Genomic DNA, 19,060 nt, shown 5'->3' with positions numbered 1-19,060 from the left:
ACCTCTCTTCGCACTGCGTTCCGGTTTGGATTGGTGGCCGCCACGCTCGCGGGCACGATGCTTAGCGCAGCGAACGCCAAGGCGGACGTGAACGTCGAGGAGACGGCCAACTCGGCGATCGCCAGCACGGCGCTCCGCTACGAGTTCAACAAGGGCCTCGGCACGTCGATCTCGACGGGCACCTACTCACTCAGCGGTGGTGGCGTCACGGCGAGCCTCGAGGCCCTCGTCGAAATCGAGCCGGTCAAGAACGCTGGCCCGCTCTTCATCATCGACATGCCGAAGGGGGCGACGGTCGAGGCGAGCTGGACTGGGGACAAGAAGATCGTCCTCACCGCCGTCAACGGCGCGACGACCGACGGCTCGGTGGCGGTTCGCCACTCGCTCGCGCCGACGGTTCGCGCGTCGCTCAGCGGCTGGGGAATGAATGCGTCTTTCGATTACGACGCGACGAAGCTCATCAACAAGATCCCCGGCGCGCGTTTCAACTACGACTCGAAGGCGACCCAGGCGTTCGCGCCTTGGGGTTTCACCAAGGTCGACACCAAGCTCAACGCGCCCGATCTCGAGAACGCGAAGCTCTTCGAAGTCGATCTGAGCGTCCTGCCGGAGCTCATCTCCGACTACGTCACGGGCACCATGGGCGTTCGTGCGATCACCAACCCGACCTTCACGTATGCGTCGAAGTCCGTGCGGTTCGACGGGGCCGACGGTGTCATATCCAGCTCCGGTGGCCAGACCACAGTGACGATCCAGGACGGCGACTATCTCGAGACGATGCTCTCGCTCGAAGGCGAGATGGTCGTCAACGGTTCGATCAAGATTCAGCCCTTCATCAGGATCACGTCGATCAACGGTACCGACATCACGTTCGAGCCGTCGATCACCGCCTTCGCGATGGACTACACCACGCCGCCGCAGAAGGTTGCGTTCCAGAGCGTCCTCGTTCACCTCCCGCTTCCGAACGTCAAGGCGCCCACCAAGGGTTACGATTTCGGTGACGTGAAGGCGGGCGGCTCCGCGACGAAGTCGGTCACCATCAAGAACACCGGTGAGAAGGCCGCGGTGTTCACGGTGAAGACGTCGGATTCGCAGTTCAAGGTTCCCAGCGGCCAGATCACGATCGAGCCGAAGGGCAAGACGGACATCAAGATCTCGTTTGCCGCCGACAACGCCGGCCCTGCGGAGGGCGAGATCACGATTCAGTCGAACGACCCAGACTCGCCTGCCCAGAAGTTCAAGGTCGGCGCGAACGGCGCAGACATCGGCGCGACGGAAGGCGACGCCGATCTTCCCACGCCGGCAACCGCCAGCGGCTGCGGCTGCAAGACCACCGGCGGCACCACGAACTCTTCCGGTTGGGCCGGCATCGGCCTCGCCGCACTCGGCGCCGCGGTCATGATTCGCCGCCGGCGCAACGCCGCCTGATTCGTCAGGCGACTCGACTTTGGTAAGGCATACGCGGAGAGGCGTCCTCCTCCTCCCAAAAGCTCTCTCCGCGTATTCCGAACCCTCCGAAGCCCGCACGGACCCCGACCCGTGCGGGCTTCACCCTATTTCGCGTTCAACGCGTGACGTAGTTGGCGCGCCAGCTTCCACGCGACCATCGGCGCCAGAAGAAGGCGGCACTGAAGGTCGTCTCGGCGATGAAGCCGAGCCAGCCACCGAGGGCGCCGAGTCCGGCGAGCTTGCCGAACAGGTACGCACTCGTCGGCACGCACGTCCAAACGACCGCGATGCCGATGATCGCCACCGCGCGCACGTCCTTCGCGCCGCGGAGCGAGCCGCGGAGGACGATGTTCACGGCATCGAGCACCTGGAAGAACGCGGCGACGAAGAGCAGCCGTCGCGTGATCGACGCCACCGTCGGATCGCTCGAGAAGAATTCGGCGATGAAGCCGCCGAAGAACGCGAACGCGACGCCGCACACGGCCATGAAGCCGACCGCGATGAGCAGCGCGCGCTTTGCGACCGAATCGGCTTCTCCGAGGCGCTTCTGTCCGAGGGCGCGTCCAACGAGTACGCTCGCGGCTTCGGACACGGCGATGCCGGGGAGGAACGAGACGCGGATCACGTTGAGCGCGATCTGGTGGGACGCGATTTCCTCCTTGCCGATCCCCGAGAGCAACGCGGTGAACGTGGAGAAGGCGAGCATCTCCGCTCCGAACTGCAAACCCGTCGGGATACCGAGCTCCGCGACGTCGGTGATCGCTTTGCGAAGCGTCATCGAGGGACCCGTGGCCTTCGCCCGCATGCGACGTTCGTCGCGGACGAGCAGCGCCACCATCACGGCGAGCTCGAGCATCTCGGTCGTGGCCGTGGCGTAACCACCACCTCGAACGCCGAGCGCAGGAAGCCCGAAACGGCCATAAATCAGGCCGTATGCGAACGTTGCGTTGAAGATGTTGCCCGTGATCCCGACGACCATCGGTGTGCGTGAATCGCCGATGGCCTGACGGTGTTGGATGAGGGCCGCGAGCGCGCACGTGGCCGGTGCGCCGAGCGTGATGGCCGCTGCGAAGTCGCGTGCGAAGGGGACGATCGATGCCTCGGCGCCGAGGAAGGCGAGGGCGGGCTCGACGTTGCGGCAGGCGAACAGCACGACGACGCCGAGGACGCCGCCGATGAGCATGCCCGCCTTGGCATAGGCGAAGCCGTCGTCGCCGCGTCCTTCTCCGATGGCGTGTGCGGTCCGCACTTTCACGCCGCGCATCAACCCGAAGACGAGCGAATAGAACAGGAACATGATCGTCGTCGCGATGCCGACGCCGCCGAGCGCGCTTGCGCCCAACCCACCGACGAGCTTCGTGTCGACCAGACCGATCGCGGTCTCGCCGAGCATCGCTGCTGCGATGGGCCACGCGAGCTGAACGAGCTCACGCAGCGGGTCTTTCATGACGTCGAGGTCAGAGACCTGGTTCGGCGCTTTCGGTCGCCCTACCGGATCGACGGGGCGGCGTGCTTCGCCGTCCGTCGTGTCGTCCGCGCCCGAGCGCGGTCCGGGGGCGACCTCGCGTTTCCGCCGAGGTTCGAGTGCCTCTTCCAATGTTTCTTCGGTTGTCATGACGTGTCTCTCCAGCGAGCCCCCTTTCGACGCCACGAGCGTCCGGGGGCTCCGGGAAACACGCAGGGCGACTAAATTCTGTCCTCGACCTTCGAGAGCGCCGGGATCATGGAGACCACCGGAACCGCAGCGAGAGCGACGCCGCAAACGAAGTCATTCGGACGCTTGTGTCCGTAAGACATCGTCTGGAGCTGGGCCTCGCGGGTCGTGAACATCGCCTTGCCCGAGAAAATGACAGACCAGCGGAGCTTCGTCAAACGAGCGCGCGGAAGTGTCCCGGTCGCGATCGTTCGCCGTCCCGCGACAGCTCGAGCGTGGGACAGCGGCTCAGCCGCCCGCGCAAACAGAATGCACGAGCGTCCGGGGCTCGAACCGCCCGCGCTACTCGTCCGCAGCGTTGCCGTTCGGGTTCAGCGTTGCAGGCGGGCTTTTGAACACCACGCCGGACGGACCCGTGCTGAACCATGGCGAAGCGAGCCCGCATTTCGTGCAGACGAGCCGGTAGGCCTTGGCCGCACCGTCGACCGCGAGCGCGATTCCGTGGGCATCGCGGGGGCAATGCACCGTCTCTCCCGCCCGGAATTTCGCCCAGAGCTGGGTGACGTCCGCGTGCGAGAGCGAGCCCGAGCCCGAGCTCGAGTCCGTGTTGCGCGTGTCGCTCATGCCGCCCATGCCCTCCCTTTTTACACGTGATCCGGCCGGAGGGACACCATGCTCTTGCCGGTCCCCCGCCTGACATTCGCCGGACGACCGACCCCTGCGGCATTCCCGATCCGGAAAGGTGGCGTTTCAGGTATACCCGAGCCCATGTCCGCCGCAGCTCGGAAGAGCCGAAGGGTCTTGGTCGTGGGCGCGACCGGTCGCCTGGGCGTCGCCATCAGCGAAGCTCTCGCAAACCGGGGAGACGAGATCGTGCTCACCGCGCGCGATCCGAACAAGCTGGCGCAGATGGCGATCAGCCTCGACCGAGGACGCGGTCCGGCCCAGGTCGTCTGTGCCGATCTCACGCATCGCGACGCCGTCTCGCAGATCGTCGAGGGGCTGCGCACCGCCATCCCGGCCACCGACGAGCGCGGAAGCATCGACGACATCGTCCTCGCCTGCGGACCATTCCCCCGCACGCCGTTCGACGAGCTTCGTCGCGAAGATCTCGAGCGCACGCTCACCGTTCACTGCATCGCGCCGCTGCTCCTCGTCCACGCGCTTGCCGGCGATCTGGCGAAGGCCAAGGGCGCGGTCGTGGCCCTCGGCGACGCCGGCACCACGCGTCCGTACGAGCACCACGTCGCGTACCTCACGGCGAAGGGCGCTGTCCGCACCGGCCTCCGTGCTCTCGCCGTGGAGTTGGCGCCGGACGTCCGCGTGAACATCGCGGAGCTCGGCATCGTCGCCGATCCCGAAGCGGACGCCGATCCGCTCCGTCAGCACCGCCTCGCGACGCGCTCCCAACTCGGCCGCTTCGGCACGCCGGAAGAAGTCGTTCACGTCGTCCTGGCCCTTCTCGACGCGACCTGGGCCACGGGCGAAATCTGGGGCATCGGCCGCTAGGCGCATCTGCTGGCGTCGGACCCGAGGGGTCTGCCAGGCAGCGGGTGATGTGCTCGCAAACGTCGTACCGGATGACGTTTGCGAAGACATCGCCTGTCGCCTACTCGCAGTAGCGAGGTCAGCGCGCGAAGTTGAGCGCTACGGAGACGGCCGACAGGACGCCCTGGCGAACGGGCGACCGGTGATGCGAGGCGTTGCGACGATGGAGGACCTCGTCGCGGTGCCGGATGTACCAGTCGTAGGAGTCGGCGAACATTTCCTCGTTCGAGTACTTCGCGCTCCAGTCGAGCTCGCGCTTCGTGCGCGAGACGTCGAAGTGCATCGACTTGCCGTACATGAGCGCGTGGTACGCCCCGAGCGGCGAGACGCCGAGACGGCTCGTGACCTTCATCATCGCAACGGCCGGCGAGGAGGGGACCGACACCACGCGGCTGCCCGTTCCGGCGTGACGCACGAGCGACTCGAGGAGGCCACGCATCGTCCCGAAGTTCTCGGCGCCCACGTTGTAGATCGTCGAGCCGGGCCGTTCGGCGGCCTTGAGGCACGCGCTCGCGAGGTCGTCGGCATGAACGAACTGGTAGACGTTGTCGCCACGGCCGAGCACCGGGATGTTGCGGCCCTGGCGGATCCACTCGAAGAGGATCTGCATGATGCCGAGGCGGCCATGGCCCATGATCGTGCGGGGACGGATGATCGTGACGTCGAGACCGCGCTTCTCGTAGTCGTGGCAGAGGTGCTCGGCGGCAAGCTTCGCCTTGCCGTAGTCCTCGGCGGGGAGCGTGGGCGTGTTGTCGTCGACGGGGTTTCTGGCCGGGGCGCCGTAGACCGCGCTCGACGAGGTGCTGACGACCTTGCGGACCTTCTTCTTGAGAGCCGCCTCGAGGAGGTTCTTCGTTCCACCTTCGTTGACGGCGAAGAACGCTTCCTTGTCCTTGGCGAGGGGCACGAGCGCGACGTTGTGATGAATCACTTCGACGCCCTCGCACGCGCGCTCGACGGCCGCGGCGTCACGGATGTCCGCGCGGATCTTCTCGACGCCGTTCGGCAGGTCGGCATCGTGGATGTCGAGGATGCGAACCTTCTTGCCCTCTTTGACGAGCGCCTCGACGAGGAGCGTTCCGAAGTAGCCCGCGCCGCCCGTGACCAGCTGAATTCCGCTCATAGCTTCTCACCTCGATCGAGCATCCACTGAATCGAGCGGCGCATGCCGAGCTCGAGGTCCACCTTCGGGTCGTACCCGAGCTCCGCTTCCGCCTTCGCGATGGTGCAGGCGATGGTCTTGTTCATCTCGCTGAGCACGTGGAGTTTCTGGTGGTAGGCGCCGGCGCCCTGGATCGTGGCGTCGATGACCCACGCCACTTCGCTCGCGAAGCCCGGTAGCTTCATGCGCTTGTGCACGCAGGAAACGCCGAAGTCCTTCTCCATCACCCGCTCGATCGTATCGATGATGTCGTTCATCGGATAAGGCGTGCGGTCGGCGATCCAGTACGTCTGCCCGGCGGCCTTTTCGACGCGCTCGCAGAGGAGCAGGCCCTGGCAAATGTTGTCGACGTAGGCCATCGAGCGACGGTTCTTTCCGTTGCCGACGATGGGCGCTTTGCCGTCGCGGATCATCTGGAAGAAGAGCGTCTGACGCGGCGGTTGGCCGGGCCCGTAGAACCACGGCGGCCGGATGATGACCGTCTCGATCTCGCCCGTGGCGTGGGCGTTGTTGACGACCTGCTCGGCAAGCATCTTCGTCTTGCCGTAGAGCATGTACGGGTTGTACGGCGCCTTCTCGTCGAAGACGTGCTCTTCGGTGGGGTTCGTCCCGATGGGCGAGTTCGACGACACGTGGACGAAGCGGCGCGCGCCGGCCTTCTTCGCGCCCTCGATCATGTTGGTCGTGCCTTGCACGTTGACGTCGAAGAACTGCTTCGTGCCGCGCGTGGGGTGGATGACACCGGCGGCGTGGAAGACCGTGGCGCCGCGCGCGCCCTCGAAGAGGGGAACGAGCGAGTTCGCGTCGCTCACGTCGCCCCGCACGATCTCGACTTGAGGACCGAGAGCGGTGAGCTCCGTGATGTCGGCATCCGGCAGGACGAGGCATCGGACCTTACGATCCGACGGTCCAAGCGACGGAACGTCGACGACCCCTCGAATGAGAGACTGCACGAGGCGGGTACCCAGCCAGCCGGGCGCGCCAGTGACGATGGCAAGAGTCATGCGGGGTGGTGTCTTAGGACTGCGCGTCGAGGAAGTGAAGAGCGTTGCGACGCGCGAAGGCCATGACGCTGCCTTGAGGGTTCACGCCCGGCGAGTCGGGCAACATGCTCGCGTCGTTGACGTAGAGGTTCGAAAAACGAGCCATTTTCCCGAAGGAATCGGCCGCACACCGGTCGACGCGCTCGCCGATCGGGCACGTGGAGAAGGCATGCACTGTGGTGAGGCTGAGGGCGCTCCGCGGGATTCGGTCGTCGAGCCAGCGAACGGCGTCGCGTTCCGTCTTGATACTCGGGAGCCCCTGGACGGAGGGGAAGACCTCTTCGGCACCGGCGGCGAGTAGCAGCTCGGAGAGGCGCGCAAGGCCGTCGGAGAGGTTCACTACGTCCTCGTCGGCCAGCTCGTAGCGCAGGACCGTGCTGTCGTCGCCGAGGACGCCCGGGCGGACCTGGCCGCGACCCCGACCTCGCACGGCCACGTAATAGCCGGCCATGTTGCGGAGGTGCTGGAGGCGCTTGGGAGCCCAGTTGTCGCTCAGGGAGAGCGCGGCGTGGCCCGGCGTGAAGAACGCGCCGCCCATCGAAACCTCCGGCCAGAACTCTCGCACCTGCAGGAGCGGCAGGACGTTGTCGTAGGCGTCGATCCGCTCGGGGAAGCGCGCCACGACCTTGAGCATGGGATGGACGAGCAGCGTGTCGCCGACGTGGAACTTGATTCCGCTTCGTCGAAGTAGGGCAGGCGTCTCGGTCGGACCGGCGCAGACGAAGACATGCTCGGCGTCGATCCGCACCATGCGCCGCGTGCCGCTCTCCGGATCGTCCAGCTCGGCGAGCACGCCCGTGATTCGATCGCCGCTCTTGACGAGCAGCTTCACGTGGGCGCCCGTGATCAGGCGAGCGCCGGCCGCTTCGGCCTTCGGCAGGAGCGAGATGCTCATGCCTTGTTTGGCGCCGGTCGCGCAGCCGGTCGCGCAAGCGTTGCTGTTCTGGCAGTTCGTTGCCGCGCGGGGGACTTCCTTCGAAGCCCAGCCCATGGCGTCGGCGCCTCGAGCGAAGATCTCCGTGCTCTTCGCCCAGGGGCGGTCGGAGAGACCGACGGAGAGCTGCTCCTCGCACCAGTCGAAGTGCGGGGCGAGGTCTTCGACGGAGGCGCCTTCGAGGTCGAACTGTGCACGCCAGCGCACGAGCACTTCGCGCGGCGTGCGATGCCAGAAGCCGCTGTTGATCTCCGTGCTACCGCCGACGCAGCGCCCCTCGACGTAGCCCATCGGCACGCGTCCGACGATCGGCATCATTCCGCGTCGGCGATAGAGGCGCTTCATGCTCTCGGTGGTACCGAGCGCGTAGTCCGTCGTGCGGTCGTGGCGCTTGCCTTCTTCGAGAATCGTGACGTCGACGCCCGCGCGAGCGAACTCGAGAGCGGTGACGGAGCCTCCAGCACCCGACCCGATGATGAGCACCTGAGTGCGTACGGCGCGTTCGGTCATGACTGTGCTTCAGCCGCGGTTTTCGTGTCGAGCTCCTTGCCTCGCACCAGCGATGCAGGCGCCAGAAGCGCCTCGGGTGATTCGAGGATGGAGGCGCGAGTGATGGGATGGTCGTAGTAGCCGAGCAGCGCAACCCCGCGAATGGGCTTCATCAGCTTGCGGAACAGCGCGTACGGGCTCTCCGCCCAAGCGTGGAGCCAGCGGCGCCGCGTGTCGAGCGAAAGGTTGCAGTATCCACGCAAATAGCGAAGGCGGGTGACGAATCGGAAGAACGTCATCCCGCACTCGAAGAGGAGGCCGAGCGAGGGAGGCAGCTCGCGCAGCTGGCCGTAGACGAAGACCGCGGTATCGTCGATCACCGCCGTGCTGGCCTGCGTTCCTTCTGGCACGACGACTGCTTCGACCAGGGCCCGCACGAACGGGGTGGTCGTTTCCTCGACGCGCACCCTGGGGAGCGACGCCACTTCGTGGACCTGGATGCCCTGCACGAGCGTGGTCTTGGCCTCTTTCCGCGCGGCGCGCGCCATGGCCGCCGTGGCGCCGACCTGCACGCCGTACCAGAGCATCGCTCCCGCGCCCCAGAGGGTGACCGGGACGAAGAAGGCGAGGTGGACCACCGTCGCGTAGCCTAGCGCGGTGGCCTCGGCGACGCCGCTCGCCATGACCGCACGTGAGCAGAAGAAGTGGAAGGGCCCCACGAAGCCCGGGCTCGACGGCACGAGGAGGCCGAGGTTCGTCACGCTCATCGCCACGGCGCCCGTCGCGAACCGAAGGGGCAAGCCGAAGGCGGGGAGAAGGGCGATGAAGAGGCCAGCCTCCAAGGTCCAGATGAGCAAGCTGTAGAGCGCGATGCTGATCGCGTCGCGTGGGCTACGAAGGCATGCACCGGCGCTCGTGATGCTCGTGGCGAGGGCAACGAGCCGGTCGTGCCACTTCTCACCGAGCTTCGTACCAATGCGCGACGCCGCGGTGACGACGAAGCTGGGGGAGTGGGCGCCGAGCACCATCACCGCGCAGGCGCTACCGAAGACAACGAGTGCGACGCGTACGAGCTCGTGCATCCAAGGCGGAGCATTGCCGCTCAACGTGCCGAGAACGAGCAAGACGAGGATCGCGAGGCCGTCGAAGACGCGCTCGATGAACGTGACGACCAGCGATTGAGCGACGGGCATGCCGGTTCGCTCGGCCAGCATGCCGGCGCGAACGAACTCACCGAGTCGAGCCGGGAAGACGTTGTTCGACGCGTAGCCGACGACGACGACGTTGCTTGCCGTGCCGAGGCCAAGGCTCGCGTCTTTGCTCACGAGGAGCCGGCAACGCTGGCCGCGGAGGACGTGCCCGCCCACGTACGAGAGGATTCCGAGAGGAACCCAGGGCCAGATTCGTGCGCTCGCCAGGACGGATCGGAGCGAACCGAAGTCCAGCCGACGGACCGCGAGATACATGAACGCCGCGCTGGCCAGCAAGCCAACGGTGACGACGGCAATCCGCTGCTTCCTGATCCCCGTCGCCAACCCCTACGCCCCCCGCGGAGGTCTACCGCGAAGTGGGAAGCATTGCCACGGGGATCCGCGTAGAGCCAGTGGTTCAAGCGATGGCCGTTCGCTCGAAATGGAAGAACGCGACCGCTCCGGAGCACCGCGCAGCCGGCACTCGCCGAGGCGCCGTGCGTCCTCGACGAGAACGAACTTCAGCGAGGTAGCTTCGACAGCTCCGCGAGGACGGAATCGATGCCCCTCACGGCAGCCGGCCCCGCGTCGTTGCACCAGCCTTCTTCGCCGAGGTAGCTCGTTTCGCCGGTGACGGTCGTGAAGACGACGCGCGTTCCAGCGACGTCTTCCCAGCAACCTCCGTCGGATATTGCGCGAAGTCCACGCCATCGCCATCGCTTCCAGCGTTTCGTGTCGAGCATCCAACACGAGCATCGCGCCGAGAGCGCTTGCAGCGAACCACCATCCGGTTCCCATCGTCCCAGGATGACTGCAATTCCCGAACCGGACCTTTTTGAGCGCGAAGGAGTTGCGAATGCTACAGTTCTTCGCAAATTCGCGTGTGCCAGTTGTGCCACCCGCGGGGGCGCGCGATCGATCGATCGGTCTTTGGCGTGACCGCGAGGTGCGCTCAGAGTCGCTCGAGTACGAGCTCCCAGATTGCATAGCCAGGCAGCCGCACCTTCGCCGCGCGGAGTGCTCGCAACCAGGTGTGTTTGCGGTATGCGTAGGCGTCGTGGCGTAGTCGTCGAAGCAGGAAGTCGGCGACCGGATATGCGATGGGGCTCTTGACGTTCTCGCGAACCAGAAACTGATCCGGATTCACGTGGCGAAGGAGCTCGCCGTCCGAGCGGTACTCGCGAAGATGGGTTGGGTCGAGGACCCACCCGGCTTCGTTCCGATGGTAGTACCAACCATACCAACGCTTCTGCACCGTCTAGAGGTAGACGAGCCCGCCTGGGCGCGTCACGCGCGCGACGGTGTGGAGCATGCGTTCGTCGTCGACGTGTTCGATAACCTGGGACGAGACGAAGAAATCGATCGAGCTGGTGTCGACGTTCTCGAGCTTCTCGACGTCGTCGACGAACGCGGTGACGGCTGTGCCGGGCTTGTCGAGGCGGGCGATGCGGACCGAAGAGGCATCGCAAGCGAGCACGCGCTCAGAGACGAGCTTGCGGCGGACGAGCGCGCGCACCAAGGAACCTTCGCCACAGCCGGCGTCGAGGATCGTCGGCGGCTTTCGCGCTGCGAGATAGCGTTCGAGAAGGGGCGGGACGACGTCGTCGTCGAACTGGGGCCACTTTCGAGCGTAGTCGTCGACGTCCTGGATCCTGCTCAAGCGCGGCCTCTTTTGCCTTCGCATCTAACGCATCGCGGCGTCTCGCGTCCAGGCGTCCGGGCCGCCTTGGATTTCGACGGTGAATTTTTGCAGTGCCAAGCCTCGGTCCTCGCCATCTCGACGCCTCCTCGTTAGAACGCGCTCTCGATGCGCCGCGCGTATCTCTTGGAGCTGGTCGTGGTCGCCGTGTTGTTTACGGTGCTCGGCTTCATTTGGCTGCATCCCGCGTCGGTGGAGCTGCTTCGGGGGAACGCGTCGTCGATGCTCGGCGACGGAAGCGACTCGGTCACGAACCCGTGGCAGTACCAACTCGTCCTCGACACGTTCCGTCACGAGCCGCACAAGTTGCTCTTCGGGGCCATTTATTCCGATCAGATCACGACGCCCGACGGTTCTGCGGTCTACATCCCTTGGAACGAGCGCCTGATCGTCCTCGCGCTCGCTCCGTTCATGCGCGCCGAGCTGATGCCCACGGCGGTCGTTTGGACCTACCTCGTCACGAGTGGGCTCGCGATGTACGCGTGCGGACGGCTCCTTGGCTGGACGCGCCTGGTCGCGTTCGCCCTCGCGGTCGCGTGGGCGATCTCTCCGTACACGCGCGCGCGTGCCGCGTGTCACATCGCGCTCGTAGGTCTCTACTTTGCGCCCCTCGCGGTTGCCGGGATCCGGATCCTTGCGGGCGCTCCACCGCCGTTCCGTTGGAGTGCGAGACGGGAGGTCGTCGTCGCCGCGGCGCTTTTCCTGCTCGTGGCCTTTGCCGCGCACTACTACGTCATCCTCGTCGTCGTCTTTGCACCGATCTTCATCGCCTTCTATGCAGCGCTGCTGCCGCGCCGAGCGTCGCGCCTACGGGCTCTCGGACGTCTCGTGCTTGCGGGGTTGCCGGCCACCTTGTTCCTCGCGTGGACGGCACTCGTTCCCGTCGCGCCCTCCGATGCCCGCCACCTCCCCGCGGTGACGCAACCGGAGAAGGTCAGGGAAGAGCAACACCTCTATCTCCACGTCTTCGGCGCGCGCCTCGTCGATTACGTGGCGGGCGATGTGCGCTACGGCGATCGCGATCTGATCGCCGCCCGGCGCGGGATCACGCGTTCGGTGCGCGATTCCGTCTCGGGCAACTACCACGAGCGGACGAACGGAATCCGTTGGACCGTGCTCGGCGCGGCTGCTGTGACCATCGTTTTGCTCTCGCGTTCGCGGCTCCGTCGAAGGCTCGCGCCGGAAGCTCGCGCGATCGGCTTCTTCGCTCTCGTCCTCGGGAGCGTGGCCCTTGCCGTTTCGCTCGGGCCGCAAGGCCTCCGCTACTACGACGAAGACCTGGGGCCAGCGATCCTCGTCCAGCGCGTGATCCCCGCGTTCCGCGTTGCCAACCGAGCAGGCGTGTTCGTGCACCTTGCAGCCCTGCTCGGCGCGGGGGTCTTTCTCTCGTTTCTGCTCTCCACGCTCCGATCGCGCTGGGCGGGGCGAGCCGTCGGCCTCGTCGTGCTCGGTCTCGTGGTGGTCGAGTATCTGCCGCTCCACCCGGTACCGACGTGGTCGATTCCCAACGCGCGAACCGAGCTCACGCCTCCGTCGGGCGAGTGCGGAGCGGGCGTGCTGGTGCCGTACACGACCTTCGCGTTCCAGGTCGACGAGTACTACGGAGCGATGTCCGAGCTTCGCGGCACGTCGTGCAAGCTGATCCACCCTGCGTATCTCTCTCCCGAAGACGACGCACTTCGCGCCAAGCTCTCGACGCGCGACTTCTCGGATGGCGACCGGGCGCTGGAGGAGAACTTTGCCCGTTGCACGGGCGCGTCGTGGGCACGGTTCGGCCTGGACGCGCCGGAGGCTTACAAGCAAGCGTTCTGTGCGGACATGGGATGGACGTTCGTGACGCCCGATGCTTGTCGAGGGGCGCCGGCCAATGACCTTGGCGTGCGCTCTCCCCGCGAGTGTCTGCCGTGAGCGGTCGCGGCGCCTTCGCGTTCCTCGTGGCCAACGTTCTCGCGGGCGTCCTCAACTACCTTTTCCAGGTCCATGCCGCTACCGTGCTCGATGCCGCGTCGTTTGGCCTGCTCAGCGCCTGGTTTGCGCGTGTGACGATCTTCACGACCGTCGCGACGGTTGCGCAGTTCCTGTCGCTCGATTTTCCGCTCGCGGAGCGTTCGCTCTTCAGTCTCGTACGATCATGCGCGGCCGTGGCGCTCGTCCTGCTTGCCGGCATCACCGCGTGGCAGGCCGGCGGTCGAGTGCTCGATCCTGGCGTGCTCACCGCGGTCGTCGTCGTTGGCAACGTGCTGTTCTTTGCTGTCGTTGGTCAGCTCCAGGCACGGCTGCAGCTCGGTGCCGTCGCGCTCTCGCTGTTCGCGGTCGCCGTCACCCGGTGTGCTCTGCCGTTCGCGTGGGCGAAGGCGGCGCGCGGGCCTGGCTTCTACCTTTCGCACGCGGTGTCGGCGCTCGTCGGTCTTCTCGTCATCCTTGCCGTGGTGGGTCGTTCGGTTCCGACCCCGGCGCTGCGGAGCAGGGAAGGCGCTCCGAGCTTGCACCTACGTCTCTGGCGTCCGCTCCTCCTCGCACTCGCCGCCGTCGCCTTGCCTACGTTGGACGTCCTTGCGGTCTCCGCGACGAGCGACGCTGCGACGACCGGGAGCTACATGCGTATGGCGCTCGCGGCGCGTATCATCTTCTTCGGTGGCGCGTCGGCCCTGCAGACGATTCTGCCTTACCAGCTCCACGCGGGGATCCCCGGCTGGCGACGCCTTGGTTCGTGCGCCTTGCCGAACGCGGGTTGACGCCAGCGGTGCTCAGCGGTGCGCTCGTCTTCGCCGTCGTCGTCGATCACGCGCTTCTCCGTGCCCGCGGAGACGAGGCCATCTGGCTTTACGCGTCCTGTTTCGGTACCGCCGTTCTCGTCGCGGTCCTTGGTTACATTCAGCGCTTCGCCGTCGACGGTCGCCTCGATCGCAGCCTCGCCAGCCTCTCCGCGGTGATCGTTGCCTGCGCCGCCACGGCGGCGCTGGCTGCCGTCGGCCGCGTGAACGTGGTGACTCGCTACACGCTCGGGGTACTGGCGGCCGACCTGGTTGTGCTTCTCGCGGTAGCAGTCGTGCACAAGCGCTCACAGCCGACGCTGCCTGAGGTAACGTGTCGCCGGTGACGAGGGAAGCTTCAGCTACCGATCGGCTCGTGAGCGTCGTCGTTCCCCTCTTCAACGAGGCGAACAACGTCGAGCCGCTTTACGACGCGCTCGAGAGCGTTCGGATCGCGAATGCCCGCGAGCGCTGGGAGTACGTGTTCGTCGACGATGGGAGCCGTGACGACTCGCTCTTGGTTCTGGCCCGCCTCGCGGACCGAGACGCCAAGGTGAAGGTCGTTTCCCTCGCGCGGAACTTCGGCAAGGAGGTGGCGCTCTCCGCCGGCGTGACCTACGGGGCAGGCGATGCCGTCGTGACGATGGACGCGGACCTGCAGCATCCTCCGGAGGTGATCCCGGCGCTCCTCGAAAAGTGGAGGGCGGGCGCCGAGGTCGTCGTCGCCGTGCGTCGCCGGACGGCGCGCAAAGCGTTTCTGCGCCGTGCGAGCTCACACCTGTTCGACGCTCTCGCGCGGCTGTTTTCGGGAGACTCGCAGGTGCTCGAAGGCACGGATTTCCGGTTGATCGATCGCCGGGTGCGCGCTGCCTTCTTGCTGGTTCGAGAGCGCCGTCGGGCCTATCGCCAGATCGTGGACTGGCTCGGCTTCGTGCGTGAGACGGTCCCCTTCGACGCCGCCCGACGCCACGATGGGCGGTCGACGTACTCGCTTCCGAAGCTCTGGAATCTCGCGATCGACATGATCGTCTCGCGGTCCGCCGTGCCGCTGCGAGTTCTTCTTTACCTCGGTCTCCTCATCTCGTTCGCTTCGACGCTCTCGCTGATGTGGATGTTTCTCGCGTTCTATTACGTCGACCCAAAGTGGTGGTACACACCGCTCGCGCAGGCCGTCGTGTTCAATACTCTTCTCATCGGCATCGTTCTCATCGCCCTCGGCGTCGTCGGGCTCTACGTCGGCAGGATCCACGAGGAGGTACTCGGTCGTCCTCTCTTCCTCGTGCGCGGGACTCGTAACATCGACGAACCCGCGCGTGCGCGCCTCGGCGAGGACCACGCGGCATGATCGTCTTCTTCGTGGGGACCGCCGCCGAGCTGGTGAAGATGGCCCCCGTCATTCGAGAGACGAAGCGACGAGGTCGGGCGTTCACGGTCGTCGCGTCGGGACAGAACGATCTGCGTGGCTCGGAGCTCTGGAGTCTCGCGAACGTGCACGGCGCGGATGTGACGCTCTCGACGGAGCGAATCCCACCGCATGCCCTCGGTTTGGCGTCATTTCTCGCCCGAACCGGAGCGACCGCCACGTCGAAGCTTCGGAATGCCCTCGGGGGAGTCTCCCCGGCGCGTGCAAAGGCCGTCGTTCATGGTGACACGGTCTCGACGCTCCTAGGGTCGCTGCTCTTCCACCGCCTCGGTGTGCCGGTCCATCACGTCGAAGCCGGGCTCCGCAGCTTCGATCCGCTCGAACCCTTTCCTGAAGAGATCTGCCGCGTGCTCGTCTCACGCCTGGCGAGCGTGGCCTACTGCCCGAATGTATGGGCTTCAGGCCATCTTCATCGACACGGGCTGCGAAAGGTGCTGACGCACGGCAACACGCTCTACGACTCGCTCGCCCTTGCGCTCGCGACGGAAGACGTGGCGGCCCCGGCGGTTCCTTTCGACGAGCGGTTCTTCGTTCTCGTCGTGCATCGTCAGGAAAACCTCCTCCGCGGAATGTTCCTTCGACGCATCGTCGAGAAGGTGCGTGCGGTGCGCGAGAGGCCGCGGTGCGTGTTCATCATGCACGCGCTGACGAAGGCGGCGCTCGAGCGCGAAGGCCTGCTCGGCGAACTCGAACGCGATCCGAGCTTTCTTCTCCTCCCGCGTCAGCCGTACATCGCGTTCTCGAAGCTCCTGGCGCGCGCCGATTATCTCGTGACGGACGGCGGCAGTAACCAGGAGGAGGCGTACTACCTCGGCCTGCCGTGCCTACTCATGCGCAAGGTCACGGAACGCATCGAGGGCCTCGGGAGCAACGTCCTCCTCTCGCGCGACCCGGTGACGGAGATCGAGCCGTTCATGCGCGTGCCGTCTCGCTGGGCGCGCCCGTGCGTTCGGTTGAGCGAGAGCCCGAGTGCGATCGTGGCCGACGACCTTGCCGACGGACGGCGCCAGGACGCGGTTCACCCCGAATGGGCGGCCGCCGAGGGATTGGCGCGTCCGTAACGCTTCGACAGTGCACGAACGGCATTGACGCCGAGGCCTCGCACGGCGGCCGCGCCGAACGTTCCGACGACGGCGACGTGCAGCGGAGCCATCTTCACGAACTCGACGATGGATTGAGCAAAGAGCCCGGTCGATGCCGCCGTCGCGAGGACGCCTCCTGCGGCTGCGACGGCTGCGACCGGTGGTGCGATCGCGGCCAGGCCCGCGAAGGCGAGGAGTACGACGCCGCCGGCGACGACGAACCAGAAGAATCGTCCCTGGTGCTCGATCACATGGTACTCGACGAAGCCCGGGCCCCGCTCCCAGAGCCGGGCGAGGAAGTCACGGGCATTCTCGCGCGGGACCCACTGAATGCGGACACTCGGGTCGATCGCGATGGGCGTCGTTGCGACCATGTCCTTCATGAGCATCGTGTCGTCGCTGAGGAGGTCGTCGTAGCACTCGCTCGCGCGGATGAAGAGCTCGCGCTCGCACAAGAAGACCGTGGTTCCCTTCAGGTACCGGTCGTAGTTCTCCGCGGTCAGGATCAGGACGTCTTGCGTGTCACGGAAGTGCCTACGGAAGATGAACTTGTGCGAGCGGTCCCAGTAGAGGCAGAAGACGTTCCGGGTTACGTCGATGTCGACGTGGCCCATCACCGATCGGTGTTTGGCGCCGGCGGCAGCAACCGCGGCGCCGAAGCCGTCGGGGAGGACCAGGCGCGTGTCGAGAAAGAGCACGCGCTCGCCCCGTGCGGCCTTGGCTCCGGTGAGGCGCGCGCGGAAACGTCCAACGTTCTGGGGCAGGTGAACGACCTTCAGGAGCTCGCCGCGAGGACCCCTCGCGATCTCGTCGAGCGCGTCGCGCGTGGCATTGCCGTCGTTCGAGCCGTCGTCGACGATGACCACCTCGCGCACGCGCTCGAGGACCCCGGAACGGTCCAGGCTGCTCCACAGCGCCGGCAGGTGCGACGCCATTTCGAACGTCGGAATGACGACGGATACATCCAGGGCGTCAGCCATCGTTTGCTTCTTTCTTGCGGCGTACCACGGAGATCTTCCGGTATCCCGGAAGTCGATTGAGGAACGGGAGCGCGTTCTGAACGAGCTCGTGGGTTGCCGCGTAGGGCACGCGTAGCGGCCGCGGCAGTAGAAACTCGAGGAAGTGGAGCTGCATCAGCCAGCCCTGTCGGTCTCCTCGATGACGTAAACGTCCCGATCGATGTCACGTTCGACGGTTTCGATGGGCAGCTCGAATCCGACCTCCCCGCGCCCGAGACGTTCGAGCGCGGGCTTGGCGACATCGAGCAACGTCACGCGAGCGCCGCGCGCGGCGAGTGCGAGCGAGTTCAGACCCGTCCCCGAACCAGCGTCGAGGACCGTCTTCCCGGTAAAGTTCCCGAGGATGCGCTTCAGAATGCGAAGCGTATAGCGGCGCTCGACGTCCCGCCGACCGCCATGATGAAACGGCGGAGGAGCCGTCCGCGGAGCGAAAAATCCGGCCGCATGTCGGACGTTTCCCAGTCGTCCGTCCAAGTCTTTGCGACAGCCTCCGCGCGGGATTCGATGGAGGGGGATACTGCTCGAGGGCGGGACAAACACGTCGTGTCGAGCTCCCCGTTGAGCCGGCAGCGGCGCCCCTCCTGACGACCTTGCTAGGTCCTGCGAGCAAACGCCATCGAGCGCCTCCGTCACAGAGCGCGCGCCAAGCGTTCGAGTCGCTCTACGCCCTACGCGGCGGAGCCGCGCGAGTCGATGTAGAAGGTGGTGCTCAGGGCTCGGACTGCGCGGGGCCACGCGTGAGCACCATCAGCGCGAGATTGCCGAACGGATGACGCCACTTCTGATGGGGCACGACGCGCGAGAGGCCGCGCGCGACGTCGAACGAGAACCCCGCGAGGAACGGCGTCACGAAGTGGGTCGTGGTCTTGAAATCGACCGTGTTGAAGTAGAGGAACAGGTCCGGATAGATGCTCGCGAGCTTCCGTTCGAAGTTGAAGAACGTGAACTTCGTGATGTGCTGCTCTTCGTAGCTCACATCGGACATGCGGTTGAGCACCACCTCGATGGCGGGCCAGGCGCTCGCATAGTTGGGCGTCGTGAGAACGAGCTTCCCGCCCGGCTTGAGGCGCTGGACGATGCCCGAGAACAGCGCGCGGATCTCGTCGGGGCGAAGGTGCTCGATGACCTCGATCAACGTGATGCAGTCGAACTGCTCGTCGATGCTCGAGAGCTCGCCGATCGAGACGACGTGCCGGAACTCGCGGAACGGCGTTCCGTACTGCGCGTTCGCGTAGGCGACCTGCTCGGGGAGGATATCGACGCCGACCTGGCGAGCGAAGCGGTGCTCGGGGATCAGCGAGAGGAACGTGCCCGCGAAGCAGCCGATGTCGAGGATGGACTGGTTCGGACGCTCGGGGAGGTAGTCCAGGACGCGTTCGAACTTCGACACGTGCCAGAGGCGCCGGATCGGGTTCCCCTGGCGAAGGACGGTGTCGTAGTAGCCTTTGGGGATGCCGTCGTAATTGAAGCCCTTGTTGTCCGTCGAGCGCGCGTCGTCGCGCATCGGGCGCGCGTCTCGTGATCCTTGCGCGTCTCGCATCCCGTTGGTGCCGTGCGCGTTGCCGTTGCTCCCTGCGCTGGACGTATCCCGCTCCACGATGACGCTCCTTGCTGC

The 19,060-nt window shown here is 66.0% G+C and carries 20 protein-coding genes; 7 read left to right on the top strand and 13 right to left on the bottom strand.

Annotation, left to right across the window (positions count from 1 at the left end):
- Positions 1-33 precede the first annotated feature (33 nt).
- Positions 34-1,428 carry an Ig-like domain-containing protein gene (locus AKJ09_RS44510; protein ID WP_169928380.1) on the top strand — a complete coding sequence of 465 codons (1,395 nt, stop codon included), beginning with the start codon at positions 34-36 and terminating at the stop codon, positions 1,426-1,428.
- Positions 1,429-1,564: 136 nt separating this feature from the next.
- Here the strand turns inward: AKJ09_RS44510 and AKJ09_RS44505 are convergent, their stop codons facing one another.
- Positions 1,565-3,064: an MATE family efflux transporter gene (locus tag AKJ09_RS44505; protein WP_146653929.1), complete on the bottom strand. Its 1,500-nt coding sequence runs from the start codon at positions 3,062-3,064 to the stop codon at positions 1,565-1,567.
- A gap of 381 nt (positions 3,065-3,445) precedes the next feature.
- Positions 3,446-3,727: a hypothetical protein gene (locus AKJ09_RS44500; RefSeq protein ID WP_146653928.1), complete on the bottom strand. Its 282-nt coding sequence runs from the start codon at positions 3,725-3,727 to the stop codon at positions 3,446-3,448.
- A gap of 144 nt (positions 3,728-3,871) precedes the next feature.
- Between AKJ09_RS44500 and AKJ09_RS44495 the strand changes: the two genes are divergently transcribed.
- Positions 3,872-4,612 carry an SDR family NAD(P)-dependent oxidoreductase gene (locus tag AKJ09_RS44495; protein ID WP_169928379.1) on the top strand — a complete coding sequence of 247 codons (741 nt, stop codon included), beginning with the start codon at positions 3,872-3,874 and terminating at the stop codon, positions 4,610-4,612.
- Between the two features lie 118 nt (positions 4,613-4,730).
- On the opposite strand, the gene AKJ09_RS44490 is transcribed toward AKJ09_RS44495, so the two are convergent.
- The 7 genes from AKJ09_RS44490 to AKJ09_RS44460 all read right to left on the bottom strand — a co-directional run bounded on the left by AKJ09_RS44490 (position 4,731) and on the right by AKJ09_RS44460 (position 11,129).
- A complete protein-coding gene (locus AKJ09_RS44490) occupies positions 4,731-5,774 on the bottom strand; it encodes an NAD-dependent epimerase/dehydratase family protein (RefSeq protein ID WP_146653926.1) in 1,044 nt (347 codons plus the stop codon).
- A complete protein-coding gene (locus tag AKJ09_RS44485; protein WP_146653925.1) occupies positions 5,771-6,817 on the bottom strand; it encodes an NAD-dependent epimerase/dehydratase family protein in 1,047 nt (348 codons plus the stop codon). Before AKJ09_RS44485 ends, AKJ09_RS44490 begins: the two co-directional genes overlap by 4 nt.
- A gap of 13 nt (positions 6,818-6,830) precedes the next feature.
- Positions 6,831-8,300, bottom strand: a complete 1,470-nt coding sequence (locus AKJ09_RS44480; protein WP_146653924.1) for a GMC family oxidoreductase — start codon at positions 8,298-8,300, stop codon at positions 6,831-6,833.
- Positions 8,297-9,814, bottom strand: a complete 1,518-nt coding sequence (locus AKJ09_RS44475; protein ID WP_146653923.1) for a lysylphosphatidylglycerol synthase transmembrane domain-containing protein — start codon at positions 9,812-9,814, stop codon at positions 8,297-8,299. Before AKJ09_RS44475 ends, AKJ09_RS44480 begins: the two co-directional genes overlap by 4 nt.
- A gap of 176 nt (positions 9,815-9,990) precedes the next feature.
- Positions 9,991-10,212, bottom strand: coding sequence for a hypothetical protein (locus AKJ09_RS44470; protein ID WP_146653922.1), 222 nt, complete (start codon positions 10,210-10,212; stop codon positions 9,991-9,993).
- A 209-nt stretch (positions 10,213-10,421) separates the two neighbouring features.
- Positions 10,422-10,724 carry a hypothetical protein gene (locus AKJ09_RS44465; protein WP_146653921.1) on the bottom strand — a complete coding sequence of 101 codons (303 nt, stop codon included), beginning with the start codon at positions 10,722-10,724 and terminating at the stop codon, positions 10,422-10,424.
- A gap of 3 nt (positions 10,725-10,727) precedes the next feature.
- A complete protein-coding gene (locus AKJ09_RS44460; RefSeq protein WP_169928378.1) occupies positions 10,728-11,129 on the bottom strand; it encodes a class I SAM-dependent methyltransferase in 402 nt (133 codons plus the stop codon).
- Between the two features lie 147 nt (positions 11,130-11,276).
- Between AKJ09_RS44460 and AKJ09_RS44455 the strand changes: the two genes are divergently transcribed.
- From AKJ09_RS44455 to AKJ09_RS44435, 5 genes are read left to right on the top strand one after another with little or no spacing between them, the layout of a single operon-like run.
- Complete coding sequence (locus AKJ09_RS44455) at positions 11,277-13,076, top strand: class-II aminoacyl-tRNA synthetase family protein (RefSeq protein ID WP_146653919.1); 1,800 nt, start codon at positions 11,277-11,279, stop codon at positions 13,074-13,076.
- Positions 13,073-13,903: a hypothetical protein gene (locus AKJ09_RS44450; protein ID WP_146653918.1), complete on the top strand. Its 831-nt coding sequence runs from the start codon at positions 13,073-13,075 to the stop codon at positions 13,901-13,903. The genes AKJ09_RS44455 and AKJ09_RS44450 overlap by 4 nt, the downstream gene beginning before the upstream one ends.
- The gene (locus AKJ09_RS44445; RefSeq protein WP_146653917.1) at positions 13,879-14,268 is read left to right on the top strand and encodes a hypothetical protein; all 390 of its coding nucleotides are present in this window, start codon (positions 13,879-13,881) and stop codon (positions 14,266-14,268) included. The genes AKJ09_RS44450 and AKJ09_RS44445 overlap by 25 nt, the downstream gene beginning before the upstream one ends.
- Positions 14,269-14,297: 29 nt before the next feature.
- Positions 14,298-15,266: a glycosyltransferase family 2 protein gene (locus tag AKJ09_RS44440; RefSeq protein ID WP_169928377.1), complete on the top strand. Its 969-nt coding sequence runs from the start codon at positions 14,298-14,300 to the stop codon at positions 15,264-15,266.
- The gene (locus AKJ09_RS44435) at positions 15,263-16,405 is read left to right on the top strand and encodes a UDP-N-acetylglucosamine 2-epimerase (RefSeq protein WP_146653915.1); all 1,143 of its coding nucleotides are present in this window, start codon (positions 15,263-15,265) and stop codon (positions 16,403-16,405) included. The genes AKJ09_RS44440 and AKJ09_RS44435 overlap by 4 nt, the downstream gene beginning before the upstream one ends.
- On the opposite strand, the gene AKJ09_RS44430 is transcribed toward AKJ09_RS44435, so the two are convergent.
- The 4 genes from AKJ09_RS44430 to AKJ09_RS44420 form a co-directional block, all read right to left on the bottom strand.
- Positions 16,363-17,406, bottom strand: a complete 1,044-nt coding sequence (locus AKJ09_RS44430) for a glycosyltransferase family 2 protein (protein WP_146653914.1) — start codon at positions 17,404-17,406, stop codon at positions 16,363-16,365. The genes AKJ09_RS44435 and AKJ09_RS44430 overlap by 43 nt on opposite strands.
- Complete coding sequence (locus AKJ09_RS53785; protein WP_169928376.1) at positions 17,399-17,560, bottom strand: hypothetical protein; 162 nt, start codon at positions 17,558-17,560, stop codon at positions 17,399-17,401. Before AKJ09_RS53785 ends, AKJ09_RS44430 begins: the two co-directional genes overlap by 8 nt.
- Complete coding sequence (locus AKJ09_RS44425) at positions 17,560-17,919, bottom strand: class I SAM-dependent methyltransferase (protein ID WP_146653913.1); 360 nt, start codon at positions 17,917-17,919, stop codon at positions 17,560-17,562. The genes AKJ09_RS53785 and AKJ09_RS44425 overlap by 1 nt, the downstream gene beginning before the upstream one ends.
- A 235-nt stretch (positions 17,920-18,154) precedes the next feature.
- Complete coding sequence (locus tag AKJ09_RS44420) at positions 18,155-19,042, bottom strand: SAM-dependent methyltransferase (protein ID WP_169928375.1); 888 nt, start codon at positions 19,040-19,042, stop codon at positions 18,155-18,157.
- Between the last annotated feature and the right edge of the window lie 18 nt (positions 19,043-19,060).

It is taken from the genome of Labilithrix luteola, from assembly GCF_001263205.1.
GTDB lineage: Bacteria > Myxococcota_A > Polyangia > Polyangiales > Polyangiaceae > Labilithrix > Labilithrix luteola.
Note: the sequence above shows the minus strand (reverse complement) of the source record. Positions and strands in the feature narration are given on the sequence as shown.

What these genes read in the sequence shown, in the direction of transcription:
- AKJ09_RS44505 (WP_146653929.1), bottom strand. Translation starts at nt 3,064, where the DNA reads ATGACAACCGAAGAAACATTGGAAGAGGCACTCGAACCTCGGCGGAAA.
- AKJ09_RS44490 (WP_146653926.1), bottom strand. Translation starts at nt 5,774, where the DNA reads ATGAGCGGAATTCAGCTGGTCACGGGCGGCGCGGGCTACTTCGGAACG.
- AKJ09_RS44500 (WP_146653928.1), bottom strand. Translation starts at nt 3,727, where the DNA reads ATGAGCGACACGCGCAACACGGACTCGAGCTCGGGCTCGGGCTCGCTC.
- AKJ09_RS44485 (WP_146653925.1), bottom strand. Translation starts at nt 6,817, where the DNA reads ATGACTCTTGCCATCGTCACTGGCGCGCCCGGCTGGCTGGGTACCCGC.
- AKJ09_RS44435 (WP_146653915.1), top strand. Translation starts at nt 15,263, where the DNA reads ATGATCGTCTTCTTCGTGGGGACCGCCGCCGAGCTGGTGAAGATGGCC.
- AKJ09_RS44470 (WP_146653922.1), bottom strand. Translation starts at nt 10,212, where the DNA reads ATGCTCGACACGAAACGCTGGAAGCGATGGCGATGGCGTGGACTTCGC.
- AKJ09_RS44430 (WP_146653914.1), bottom strand. Translation starts at nt 17,406, where the DNA reads ATGGCTGACGCCCTGGATGTATCCGTCGTCATTCCGACGTTCGAAATG.
- AKJ09_RS44455 (WP_146653919.1), top strand. Translation starts at nt 11,277, where the DNA reads ATGCGCCGCGCGTATCTCTTGGAGCTGGTCGTGGTCGCCGTGTTGTTT.
- AKJ09_RS53785 (WP_169928376.1), bottom strand. Translation starts at nt 17,560, where the DNA reads ATGCAGCTCCACTTCCTCGAGTTTCTACTGCCGCGGCCGCTACGCGTG.
- AKJ09_RS44480 (WP_146653924.1), bottom strand. Translation starts at nt 8,300, where the DNA reads ATGACCGAACGCGCCGTACGCACTCAGGTGCTCATCATCGGGTCGGGT.
- AKJ09_RS44495 (WP_169928379.1), top strand. Translation starts at nt 3,872, where the DNA reads ATGTCCGCCGCAGCTCGGAAGAGCCGAAGGGTCTTGGTCGTGGGCGCG.